10 protein-coding genes are annotated in these 12,367 nt (G+C 67.3%); 9 read left to right on the forward strand and 1 reads right to left on the reverse strand.

From position 1 onward, the window contains the following. Positions 1 to 58 precede the first annotated feature (58 nt). A complete protein-coding gene (uvrB, locus tag AC3WLZ_RS06740; RefSeq protein ID WP_412924322.1) occupies positions 59 to 2,128 on the forward strand; it encodes an excinuclease ABC subunit UvrB in 2,070 nt (689 codons plus the stop codon). A 15-nt stretch (positions 2,129 to 2,143) separates the two neighbouring features. Beyond that, complete coding sequence (locus AC3WLZ_RS06745; protein ID WP_412924323.1) at positions 2,144 to 2,566, forward strand: VOC family protein; 423 nt, start codon at positions 2,144 to 2,146, stop codon at positions 2,564 to 2,566. Between the two features lie 187 nt (positions 2,567 to 2,753). Here the strand turns inward: AC3WLZ_RS06745 and AC3WLZ_RS06750 are convergent, their stop codons facing one another. Continuing rightward, complete coding sequence (locus tag AC3WLZ_RS06750; protein ID WP_412924324.1) at positions 2,754 to 2,990, reverse strand: hypothetical protein; 237 nt, start codon at positions 2,988 to 2,990, stop codon at positions 2,754 to 2,756. A 36-nt stretch (positions 2,991 to 3,026) separates the two neighbouring features. On the opposite strand from AC3WLZ_RS06750, the gene AC3WLZ_RS06755 reads away from it, so the two are divergent. The 7 genes from AC3WLZ_RS06755 (at position 3,027) to gap (ending at position 12,366) form a co-directional block, all read left to right on the forward strand. Beyond that, positions 3,027 to 3,461, forward strand: a complete 435-nt coding sequence (locus tag AC3WLZ_RS06755; RefSeq protein WP_492469531.1) for a MarR family winged helix-turn-helix transcriptional regulator — start codon at positions 3,027 to 3,029, stop codon at positions 3,459 to 3,461. Between the two features lie 88 nt (positions 3,462 to 3,549). Further along, on the forward strand, positions 3,550 to 6,489 hold the full coding sequence (uvrA, locus tag AC3WLZ_RS06760) for an excinuclease ABC subunit UvrA (protein ID WP_492469532.1): 2,940 nt from the start codon (positions 3,550 to 3,552) through the stop codon (positions 6,487 to 6,489). Positions 6,490 to 6,492: 3 nt separating this feature from the next. Further along, the gene (uvrC, locus tag AC3WLZ_RS06765) at positions 6,493 to 8,436 is read left to right on the forward strand and encodes an excinuclease ABC subunit UvrC (protein WP_492469533.1); all 1,944 of its coding nucleotides are present in this window, start codon (positions 6,493 to 6,495) and stop codon (positions 8,434 to 8,436) included. Positions 8,437 to 8,461: 25 nt separating this feature from the next. Continuing rightward, on the forward strand, positions 8,462 to 9,340 hold the full coding sequence (rapZ, locus tag AC3WLZ_RS06770) for an RNase adapter RapZ (protein ID WP_492469534.1): 879 nt from the start codon (positions 8,462 to 8,464) through the stop codon (positions 9,338 to 9,340). Positions 9,341 to 9,424: 84 nt separating this feature from the next. Continuing rightward, on the forward strand, positions 9,425 to 10,402 hold the full coding sequence (whiA, locus tag AC3WLZ_RS06775) for a DNA-binding protein WhiA (protein ID WP_412924329.1): 978 nt from the start codon (positions 9,425 to 9,427) through the stop codon (positions 10,400 to 10,402). Between the two features lie 222 nt (positions 10,403 to 10,624). Continuing rightward, positions 10,625 to 11,251: a superoxide dismutase gene (locus tag AC3WLZ_RS06780; protein WP_412924330.1), complete on the forward strand. Its 627-nt coding sequence runs from the start codon at positions 10,625 to 10,627 to the stop codon at positions 11,249 to 11,251. A 104-nt stretch (positions 11,252 to 11,355) separates the two neighbouring features. Continuing rightward, positions 11,356 to 12,366, forward strand: a complete 1,011-nt coding sequence (gene gap / locus AC3WLZ_RS06785) for a type I glyceraldehyde-3-phosphate dehydrogenase (protein ID WP_412924331.1) — start codon at positions 11,356 to 11,358, stop codon at positions 12,364 to 12,366. Position 12,367: the final 1 nt, after the last annotated feature.

Consider the following 12,367-nt stretch of genomic DNA (forward strand, 5'->3'; position numbering starts at 1 on the left):
CGCGCACGGCGAACGCCCTCCTGGCCCCGATGTCGGAGGCCCCGCCTACGCTGGAATCATGCAGGCCACGCGTTCCGTCCGTCCGTTCGAGGTCATCAGCGAATACTCCCCGTCAGGTGATCAGCCGCAGGCGATCGCCGACCTCGCCGCGCGCATCAACGCGGGAGAGACCGACGTCGTGCTGCTCGGCGCCACCGGTACGGGCAAGTCGGCGACCACGGCCTGGCTCGTCGAGGCCGTGCAGCGTCCCACGCTCGTCCTCGCGCACAACAAGACCCTCGCCGCACAGCTGGCCAACGAGTTCCGCGAGCTTATGCCGAACAACGCGGTCGAGTACTTCGTCTCGTACTACGACTACTACCAGCCCGAGGCGTACGTCCCGCAGACGGACACCTTCATCGAGAAGGACTCCTCGATCAACGCCGAGGTGGAGCGCCTGCGCCACTCGACGACGAACTCGCTCCTGTCCCGCCGCGACGTCGTGGTCGTCTCGACGGTCTCGTGCATCTACGGTCTCGGTGCGCCCGAAGAGTATCTGCGCGCCATGGTGGCTCTGCAGGTGGGGGAGCGGTACGACCGCGACGCCCTGATCCGCAAGTTCATCTCGATGCAGTACAACCGCAACGACGTCGATTTCTCGCGCGGCAACTTCCGGGTGCGCGGCGACACGATCGAGATCATTCCCGTCTATGAGGAATACGCGATCCGGATCGAGATGTTCGGCGACGAGATCGAGGCGCTGTACATGCTGCACCCGCTGACCGGCGACGTGGTGCAGAAGATGGAGTCCGTGCCGATCTTCCCCGCCTCCCACTACGTCGCGGGGACCGACACCGTCCAGCGCGCGATCGGCACGATCGAGCATGAGCTCGCCGAACGGCTGAAGGAGCTCGAGTCGCAGAACAAGCTCCTCGAGGCCCAGCGACTCCGGATGCGCACGACGTTCGATCTCGAGATGCTGCAGCAGCTCGGGTTCTGCTCGGGCATCGAGAACTACTCGCGCCACCTCGACGGGCGCATGGCCGGCGACCCCCCGCACACGCTGCTCGACTTCTTCCCCGACGATTTCCTTCTCGTCATCGACGAGTCGCACGTAACGGTTCCGCAGATCGGCGCGATGTACGAGGGTGACGCCTCGCGTAAGCGCACGCTCGTCGAGCACGGCTTCCGCCTGCCGAGCGCGATGGACAACCGTCCGCTGCGGTGGGACGAATTCAAGAACCGCATCGGGCAGACGGTCTATCTGTCGGCAACGCCCGGTCGCTACGAGATGGGCATCGCCGACGGCATCGTCGAGCAGATCATCCGCCCGACGGGTCTGATCGACCCTGAGATCGTGGTGAAGCCGTCGAAGGGACAGATCGACGATCTGCTCGAGCAGATCCGCGTCCGCGTCGATCGTGACGAGCGCGTGCTCGTCACGACGCTGACGAAGAAGATGGCCGAAGAGCTCACGGACTTCCTCGGCGAGCACGGCGTGCGGGTCCGGTACCTGCACTCCGATGTCGACACCCTGCGACGCGTGGAGCTCCTCACCGAACTGCGCGCGGGCGTCTACGACGTGCTCGTCGGCATCAACCTCCTGCGTGAGGGTCTCGACCTTCCCGAGGTGTCGCTCGTCGCGATCCTGGATGCCGATAAAGAGGGATTCCTCCGCAGCGGCACGTCTCTCATCCAGACGATCGGCCGCGCCGCTCGCAACGTCTCGGGCGAGGTGCACATGTACGCCGACAAGATCACCGATTCGATGCGGAATGCGATCGACGAGACCGAGCGTCGTCGTGAGAAGCAGATCGCTTACAACACTGCGCACGGCATCGACCCCCAACCGCTCCGGAAGAAGATCGCCGACATCACCGAGGTCCTGGCCCGAGAGGCATCCGATACCCGGAGTCTGCTTTCCCGTAATGACAAAGCTGGCAAGGGCAAGTCGCCGACCCCGCAGTTGCGACGTACCGGCATCGCGGCGGAGGGAGCGGACCAGCTCGAATCCACGATCGCCGACCTCACGCAGCAGATGCTCGCGGCGGCGAGCGAGCTGAAGTTCGAACTCGCCGGGCGACTCCGCGACGAGGTGCAAGACCTCAAGAAAGAGTTGCGGGCCATGGAGCGCGCGGGTCACGCCTGATCGAAGGGAACCGCGATGGAGCAGAGGGTCTCGTTGATCACCCTCGGGGTGTCCGACCTTTCGCGGTCGATCGACTTCTACGAGAGTCTGGGATGGCATCGCCATCCGACGTCTGTCGAGGGGGAGGTCGCCTTCTTCGATCTCGGCGGAATGGTGCTCGCGCTGTGGTCCCGAGACAACCTCGCTGCGGACTCCGCCGTTGCGGACGGCGGCGGATGGGGTGGTGTAACTCTGGCGCACAACGTCCGTGGGTCCGACGAGGTCGACGCTCTCCTCGCCGAGGCGGTCAGCGCGGGCGCGACCCTGGGTCGTCCGGGTGCCGCGACGGAATGGGGCGGCTATTCGGGGGTGTTCGTCGATCCGGACGGCCATCCGTGGGAGATCGCGGTCAACCCCGGCTGGCCCCTCGACGAGGACGGCCGCCCGCGCCTGGAGTGATGGAGGGCGGAGGCGCACCACCGGGAACAGCCGCCGGGCGGCGAAAGCGGCCGGCGCGGGGACGGGTCGTCGGGCTGAGGTTGAGCGTCGGGAGTTCCTCGGCGCGGTGACGGGTCGTCGGCCTGATGTTTAACGCTTCGGAGCCCGGCGGCGCGGGGACGGGTCGCCGCACAGGGGTTCGCCGCTATCAGGGGCAGTGCAGAAGAGGCTTGGGCCCTGAGCGATCCACGCTGTGCTCCGACATCGGGTGCCCGCACAGCGGGCAGGGTCGGGCCGTGCGAACGGGCTCGGGCGTCGTCTCGTACGGTCCCACGGACGCGGGGCCGGCGACGCGGATCAGCCGTGTGTTGATGTACTGGTACCAGCCGCCGGCGGCCCGCACACGTTCACGGAGCGGGGGTCGGTCGGCGTCCTTTTGTGCCATGATCATTAGTGTACTAAGTAATCGAGGAGGCGGCACGTGAACGACCCTTTGCGGTTGGAGAATCAGGTCTGCTTCGCCCTGGTCACAGCGGCGCGCAACGTCGTGTCGCTGTACCGGCCCGTGCTCGAGCCTCTCGGGCTGACGCATCCGCAGTACCTCGTGATGCTCGCGTTGTGGGAACGTTCGCCGCGGTCGCTGAGCGCCCTCGCCGGCGAACTCGCGATGGAGCCGGCGACGCTCTCCCCCCTCGTGAAGCGACTCGAGGCGCAGGGACGAGTGCAGCGCGCTCGGCGTGCCGACGACGAACGCGTCCTCGATATCGACCTCACCGATGAGGGTCGCGCGCTGCGCGAGCGCGCCCTCGAGGTGCCGGGGAAGATCATGGAGCGGGTCGGAATCGATGAACCCGCACTCGTGGCACTCCGAGACGGGCTCGCCCCCTTCGCCGCGCGGATCGATCCCGCCGACTGAGCACCGGGACGGGGCGCGTACCCTCGCACATCCGTGCGCCGGCGGCGAACCCGGGGCCGATGTCGGAGGGGGAACCTAGACTTGAACGGTGCCCATCGTTCCTGTCTCGTCCCACGGAAACCCCAGCGGAAAGCTCAGTGTTCGCGGTGCCCGCGTCCACAATCTGAAGAACGTCGATCTCGATATTCCGCGCGACTCGCTCGTGGTGTTCACCGGCCTTTCGGGCTCGGGAAAGTCGAGCCTGGCATTCGACACGATCTTCGCCGAGGGTCAGCGTCGTTACGTCGAGTCGCTGAGCGCCTATGCCCGTCAGTTCCTCGGGCAGGTCGACCGTCCCGACGTCGATTTCATCGAGGGCCTGAGCCCCGCGGTCTCGATCGACCAGAAGTCGACGAACCGCAACCCGCGGTCGACCGTCGGCACGATCACCGAGATCCACGATTACATGCGACTGCTGTGGGCGCGCATCGGTGTGCCGCACTGCCCCGAGTGCGGTGCCCGCATCCAGCGTCAGACGGTGCAGCAGATCGCCGACCAGCTGATGGAGCTGCCCGACCGCACGCGCTACCAGATCGTGGCTCCCGTCGTGACTCAGAAGAAGGGCGAGTTCGTCGACCTCTTCAAGGAGCTCAGCGCGAAGGGATACGCGCGTGCCGTCGTCGATGGCGAGCTCGTGCAGCTCGCCGAGCCACCGGTGCTGAAGAAGAGCTACAAGCACGACATCGCTGTCGTTGTCGACCGACTCGTGGCATCCGGCGACATCCTGAGCCGCATCACCGACTCGGTCGAGACCGCTCTCGGGCTCGCCGGCGGAATCATGCAGGTGAACTTCGTCGATGAGGAGGGGGATGACGCCTGGCAGTCGTTCTCCGAGAAGCTCGCCTGCCCGAATGGCCATCCGCTGCAGCTGACCGAGATCGAGCCGCGGACCTTCTCGTTCAACGCCCCCTTCGGCGCGTGCCCGGTGTGCTCGGGCCTGGGGACGCGCATGTCGGTCGACGTCGACCTCATGCTGGGAGACGAGGAACTCTCGATCCGTGACGGCGCGATCCTGCCGTGGACGACGCAGGGCAAGGGACTTTTCCAGTACTACGAGCGCCTCCTCGAGGGGCTCGCGCGTGACCTGGACTTCTCGCTCGACACCCCGTGGCGCGACCTGGCGAAAGAGGTGCAGGACGCCGTCCTTCGCGGCGAGAACTACAAAGTCACCGTCAAGTGGAAGAACCGCTACGGCCGGGAGATGCGGTACTCGTCGGGCTTCGAGGGCGTCGTCCCGTACATCGAGCGGCAGTACCTCCAAGCGGAGTCGGACGCACAGCGTCAGCGCTGGTCGGAGTACCTGCGCGAGGTGCCGTGCGCCGTCTGCGACGGCGACCGGCTCAAGCCCGAGGTGTTGGCCGTGCTGGTGGACGGAACGTCGATCGCGGCCGCGTCTCGCATGAGCCTGTCGGACGCGCGGGAGTTCTTCTCGAAGCTCACCCTCACCGAGCGCGAGGCGACGATCGCCGCCGCAGTGCTCCGTGAGATCCGTGCGCGTCTCGACTTCTTGCTGCAGGTCGGGTTGAACTACCTCAGCCTCGGTCGCGCCGCCGGCACGCTCTCGGGCGGTGAGGCACAGCGCATCCGCTTGGCGACCCAGATCGGTTCGGGTCTCACGGGTGTCCTCTACGTTCTCGACGAGCCATCGATCGGTCTGCACCAGCGTGACAACCGTCGGCTGATTCAGACACTCGAAACCCTCCGCGACCTCGGGAACACCCTGATCGTCGTCGAGCACGACGAAGAGACCATTCACGCGGCCGACTGGGTCGTCGACATCGGTCCGCGGGCCGGAGTCGACGGCGGCAACGTGGTGCACTCCGGGCCGCTCGCCCAGCTCCTCGACGACGATCATTCGCTCACCGGCGCGTACCTCTCGGGGCGCCGGTCGATCGAAGCGCCCAAGAAGCGCCGCAAGATCGACAAGAAGCGCCAGGTCACGGTCGTCGGCGCCCGCGAGAACAACCTGCAGAACGTCACGGTGGACTTCCCGCTCGGCGTGCTGACGTCGGTGACCGGCGTCAGCGGCTCGGGCAAGTCGACGCTGGTGAACGGCATCCTGTACGAAGTCCTCGCCTCGACGCTGAACGGTGCGCGGCGCGTGCCCGGCAAGCACACGCGCGTGACGGGTCTCGACAACCTCGACAAGGTCGTGCACGTCGACCAGGCTCCGATCGGCCGCACCCCGCGCTCCAACCCCGCGACGTACACGGGTGTCTTCGACCGGATCCGGACGCTCTTCAGTGAGACGCCCGAGGCGAAGGTGCGCGGCTACCAGGCGGGGCGCTTCAGCTTCAACGTCAAGGGCGGCCGCTGCGAGGCCTGCTCGGGTGATGGCACGCTCAAGATCGAGATGAACTTCCTCCCCGACGTCTACGTCGACTGCGAGGTCTGTCACGGCAAGCGGTACAACCGCGACACGCTCTCGGTGCACTACAAGGGCAAGAACATCGCGGAGGTGCTCGAGATGCCGATCTCCGAGGCCGCCGAGTTCTTCGAGCCGATCCAGGCGATCCACCGGTATCTCAAGACGCTCGTCGACGTGGGGCTCGGCTACGTGCGCCTGGGACAGTCGGCCACGACACTCTCGGGCGGTGAGGCCCAGCGCGTGAAGCTCGCGACCGAGCTCCAGCGTCGCAGCAACGGCCGTTCGATCTACGTGCTCGACGAGCCGACGACGGGGCTGCACTTCGAAGACGTCTCGCTGCTGCTGAAGGTGCTCAACGGTCTCGTCGACAAGGGCAACACCGTGATCGTCATCGAGCACAACCTCGACGTCATCAAGAGCTCGGACTGGGTCATCGACCTCGGCCCCGAGGGCGGCGCCGGTGGCGGCACGATCGTCGCGACCGGCACGCCCGAACAGGTGGCGACCGTCCCCGAGAGCCACACGGGGGCGTTCCTGGCCGAACTCCTCGAGACGGGTCGCACCGGCACGCAGCGCAACACCGCCGAGCGCGAGCCGGAACTGGCCCGCGCGGGGGCCTGAGCCGTGGCATCCCGGGAACGGGTGTCGCAGCTGCCCTACCGGCCCAAAGCGGGGGAGATCCCCACCAATCCGGGGGTGTACCGGTTCCGCGACGCCGAGGGGCGGGTGCTCTACGTCGGCAAGGCGAAGAACCTTCGGGCCCGCCTGTCGAACTATTTCGCTCCTCTGTACTCGCTGCACGAACGCACGCGGCGCATGGTCACGACGGCGGCGTCGGTCGAATGGACGGTCGTGCCCAGCGATGTCGATTCGCTGCAGCTGGAGTACATGTGGATCAAAGAGTTCGATCCGCCGTTCAACGTCCGCTACCGCGACGACAAGTCGTACCCGTTCATGGCGATCACTCTCGCCGACGAGGCGCCGCGGGTCATCGTCACGCGTAATTCGAAGATCCGGGGGGCCAAGTACTTCGGGCCCTATCCGAAGGTGTGGGCCGTCCACGACACGATCGACCTGATGATCAAGGTCTTCCCGATCCGCACGTGCAGCGACGCCTCCTACAAGAAGGCCATGCAATCGGGCAGACCCTGCTTCCCGGGACAGATCGGACGCTGCGGCGGACCCTGCTCGATGAAGGTGACCATCGAAGAGCATCGGGCGATCGTCGACGACTTCGTCGCCTTCATGTCCGGCGGCGATCAGCGCTTCACTAAGGCGCTCACGGCTCGGATGATGGAAGCCTCGGCCGCCATGGACTACGAGGCTGCCGCCCGGTACCGCGACAAGCTGCAGGCCATCGACGCGGTCCTCGGCAAGAGCGCCCTCGTCCTCCCCGCGGACACGGATGCCGATCTCTTCGGCATCGCCGAGGACGAGCTCGCCGCGACGGTGCAGCACTTCGTCGTGCGCGGCGGCCGCGTCCGCGGTGTCCGCGCCACCACGATCGAGAAGGAGATCGACATCTCCGGGCCCGATCTGGTCGACCAGGTGCTGCAGCGGACATACGGCGACGCCGTCGCCGCCGACATCCCTCGCCAGGTGCTGGTGCCCGAGCTCCCCGACGATGCCGAGCAGCTCGAGGCATGGTTGCGCGAGCGCCGAGGGCGACCCGTTTCCCTGCAGGTCGCGCAGCGCGGACCCAAGGCCGACCTCCTCAAGACAGCGACGCTCAACGCGCAGCAGGCGCTCATGCTCCACAAGACGCGTCGGACGAGCGATTACGTCGCGCGATCGCAGGCGCTCACCGATCTCCAGGAGGCCCTGGGGCTGGCCGAAGCGCCGCTGCGCATCGAGTGCTACGACGTCTCGCACCTCGCGGGCACCAACGTCGTGGCATCCATGGTCGTGTTCGAGGACGGCCTGCCGCGCAAAGACCAATACCGGTCGTTCGGCGTCGCCGAGACCACCGACGACACCGACTCGCTCTACCAGGTGCTCACGCGTCGGCTGGCGTATCTCGACCGACCCGAGGACGACGAGCGCGAAACGCTCGGCGGAGCGATCATCGCGGATGCCGAGAGCCCCGAGGCGACCGCCGACGGCGAGGTCGTGACCACGCGGAAGCGCCCCCGATTCGCGTACCGACCGCAGCTGCTCGTGGTCGACGGCGGGCAGCCGCAGGTGGCCGCCGCCGCGCGGGCACTGGCGGATGCCGGGCACGAGGAGATCGCGCTGTGCGGCATTGCGAAGCGATTGGAAGAGGTGTGGCTGCCGGGGGAGGACTACCCGGTCATCCTGCCGCGGACGTCCGAGGCGCTGTACCTGCTGCAGCGGCTGCGCGACGAGGCGCACAGGTTCGCCATCACCCATCAGCGCAAGCGTCGGAAGCGGGACATCTCCAGCGTCCTGACCGAGGTGCCGGGTCTCGGCGACGCCCGCATCAAGGCGCTGCTGCGACACTTCGGCTCGGTGACGGCCCTCAAGAATGCCTCGCCCGAAGAGATCACGGTGCTTCCCGGCATCGGTCCGACCCTCGCCGAGGCGATCCACGCGCGGTTGTCTCGATAGGCTGGACTCGACGAAAGGGCGAATCATGCAGGCGTCACGGGCTGCGCCCGGCGAGGTGCTGATCGTCACGGGGATGTCGGGTGCCGGCCGATCCACCGTTGCCAACGCCCTCGAGGATCTCGACTGGTACGTCGTCGACAACCTCCCGCCGCGCATGCTGCGCCCGCTCCTGGATCTGACGGAGCGCGCCGGCGGGGCTGTGCCGAGGGTCGCGGTGGTCGTGGACGTCCGAGGGCGCTCGATTTTCGGCGACCTTCCCGAGGCGATGCGGGCCCTGCAGGCCGACGGCCAGGTGCGCGTGGTCTTCCTGGATGCCTCGGATGCGGTGCTCGTGCGCCGGTTCGAGGCCGTCCGACGTCCGCATCCCCTCCAGGGGGACGGCACGATCCTCGATGGCATCCGGCGGGAGCGCGAGCGCCTGACGCCTCTTCGCGAAGCGGCGGACGTCGTCATCGACACCTCCGCGTACAACGTGCACCAGCTCTCGCTGCGGACGGTGGAGCTCTTCGGTGAAGAGGGTGCTGCCCGTCACACGGTCACGCTCATGAGCTTCGGGTTCAAGTACGGGCTGCCCACCGACGTCGACCTGGTCGCGGACATGCGGTTCCTGCCGAACCCCTTCTGGAACGAGCAGCTGCGACCGCTGACCGGTGAAGACCCGTCGGTACGGCAGTACGTGCTCGAGCAGGAAGGCGCGACCGAGTTCCTCGATTCCTACGCTGCCGCCCTACGGCCCGTGCTCGCCGGCTACGAGCGGGAGAACAAGCGCCATTCCGTCGTCGCCGTCGGCTGCACCGGAGGCAAGCACCGCTCCGTCGTGATGGTGCGTGAGCTGGCTGCGCGCATCAGTGAGCTCCCCGGCGTCGCGGTCCGGGTGACTCACCGAGACCTCGGCCGCGAGTAGGCTGTACCCTCGTCCCCGCCGCCTCGACAGTGTCACCCACGCCGTCGCGAGCGTTGCCCCCATTGTCCTGAACCGAGGAGAACCGTGCCGCTGACCGCCGACGTGAAGGCCGAGCTGATCACCGTACGCGACCCGCGTCCGACGGCCCGGGTCGCCGAGCTCACGGCGATCCTTCGCTTCTCGGGCGGTCTGCACTCCATCGCCAACCGCGTTGCCGTCGAGGCGGAGCTGGACTCCGATGTCCTCGCTCGTCGCGTCGCCCGCGATCTGATGGAGCTTTACGGTGTGCGGCCGGAACTGCACCACGTCCAGGGATCCGGTGGCCGCGCCGGCGGTCACTTCGCCGTCCGTGTCATCGAGGCCGGCGAGACGCTCGCACGTCAGACCGGATTGCTCGACCAGCGTCGGCGCCCCGTCCGCGGCCTCCCCAACAAGCTCACGACGGGGTCGCGGCCCGATCTCAGCGCCATCTGGCGGGGCGCCTTCCTCGCGAGCGGTTCGCTCAGCGACCCGGGCCGTTCGGCGGCGCTCGAGATCTCCTGCCCCTCGTCCGAGGCCGCGATGGCGCTCGTCGGCGCGGGGCACCGCATCGGCATCCCCGCCAAGGCGCGCGAGGTCCGGGGAGTTCCGCGCGTCGTCGTGCGCGACGGCGAGGCGATCCGCAACGCGCTGCACGAGATGGGCGCTCGTCGCACGGCCAGCGAGTGGGACCAGATGCGGCAACGGCGCGAAGTGCGCGCGGGCGTGAACCGCCTGGTCAACTTCGATGACGCCAATCTCCGCCGCTCGGCGCAGGCCGCGGTTGCCGCCTGCGCGCGCGTCGAGCGCGCGCTCGAGATCCTGGGCGACGAGGTTCCCGCGCATCTGCAGCAGGCCGGCGAGCTGCGTCTCGCGCACCGAGACGCGAGTCTCGACGAGCTCGGCCACCACGCCGACCCGCCCCTCACCAAGGACGCGGTGGCCGGTCGCATCCGCCGTCTCCTCGCCATGGCCGACAAGAAGGCCGAAGCGGAGGGGATCCCCGGCACCGAGTCCGCGGTGCCCGTCGGCGCCGAGGACTGACCCCGGCGCGACGGACCACTACGCGACGGACCCCCTTCGCGACGGACCGACGGATGCCGAACCCTCGGCATCCGTTCGTCGTTTCTGCGACCCGCCCGGGCGAATACTCTCCGTCATTCGGGGAAGCAACCCTGCGGTCCGTGCGTTGCCGCTCAGTAGGATGAAGACGTCACCCTCGCTGCGCCGAGGCTTCGGTGCAGCGCCGATTCGGAAGTTGAGAACATGGCGAAGTACACGCTGCCCGAACTGCCCTACGACTACGCCGCGCTGGAGCCCCACATCAGCGCGACGATCATGGAGCTGCACCACAGCAAGCACCACCAGACGTACGTGAACGGCGCGAACACCACGCTCGACCTGCTCGCGGAGGCGCGCGAGAAGGGCGATTTCGCGAACATCAACCGTCTGCAGAAGGATCTCGCCTTCAACCTGGGTGGTCACACCAACCACTCCATCTTCTGGACGAACCTCTCCCCGAACGGCGGCGACAAGCCGACCGGCGACCTCGAGGCAGCCATCGACGACCAGTTCGGTTCGTTCGACGCCTTCCGCGGTCAGTTCACCGCCGCCGCCCTCGGCGTGCAGGGGTCGGGCTGGGCGGGCCTCTTCTGGGATTCGATCGGTGAGAACCTCCTCATCCAGCAGTTCTTCGACCAGCAGGGCCAGATCGTGGCCGGCACGGTCCCGCTCCTGCTCCTCGATGTCTGGGAGCACGCGTACTACCTCGACTACAAGAACGTCCGCGCCGACTACGTGAAGGCGTTCTGGAACATCGCCAACTGGGCCGATGCGCAGCAGCGCTTCGCCGCCGCCCGTGAGAAGACCGCGGGTCTGCTGGTACTGTCGTAAACGGCGTGGGCGTCCCGGCGGGACACTCCGCCGGGACGCCGTTGTCCGCCAGCGAATACCGCAATCACGCGCTTCTCGCGCACAACTGATTCAGGAGAAATTCCGTGACCGTCAAGATCGGAATCAACGGCTTCGGCCGAATCGGACGCAACTACCTCCGCGCGGCTCTCGCGCAGGGTGCAGACCTGGAAATCGTGGCGGTGAACGACCTCACCGACAACAAGACCCTGGCCCACCTCCTCAAGTACGACTCCGTCGGAGGCGTCCTGGCCGAAGAGGTCTCGTACACCGAAGACTCCATCACCGTCGGCGACAAGACCATCAAGGTCTTCGAAGAGCGCGACCCCGCCAACCTCCCCTGGGGCGAGCTGGGCGTCGACATCGTCATCGAGTCGACCGGCCGCTTCACCAAGGCCGAGGACGCGAAGAAGCACGTCGCCGGCGGCGCCAAGAAGGTGCTCATCTCCGCTCCGGCCACGGGCGACGACGCCACCATCGTCATGGGTGTGAACGAAGAGACGTACAACCCCGAGACCGACGTCATCATCTCGAACGCCTCGTGCACCACGAACTGCCTCGCGCCCCTGGCCAAGGTCTTCGAAGACGCGTTCGGCATCGAGCGCGGCTTCATGATGACGGCGCACGCCTACACCGCCGACCAGAACCTGCAGGACGGCCCGCACAGCGACCTGCGTCGTGCGCGCGGCGCGGCGATCAACATCGTCCCCGCCTCGACCGGTGCCGCCAAGGCCATCGGCCTCGTGCTTCCCGAGCTCAACGGCAAGCTCTCCGGCTCGTCGTACCGCGTCCCGGTTCCCACCGGCTCGATCGTCGACCTCACGATCGTCACCCCCACCGAGGGTCTGACCGTCGACCAGGTCAACGAGGTCTACAAGAAGGCCGCCGCCGAGGGACGTCTCGCCGGAATCCTGGCCTACACCGAGGACCCGATCGTCTCGAGCGACATCCAGGGCAACCCGCACTCGTCGATCTTCGACGCCGAGCTGACCAACGTCTCGGGCAACCTCGTCAAGGTCTCGTCCTGGTACGACAACGAGTGGGGTTACTCCAACCGCCTCGTCGACCTGACCGAGTACGTCGCCGAGCGTCTCTGAC

It is taken from the genome of Microbacterium sp. FW305-3-2-15-F-LB2, from assembly GCF_058787255.1.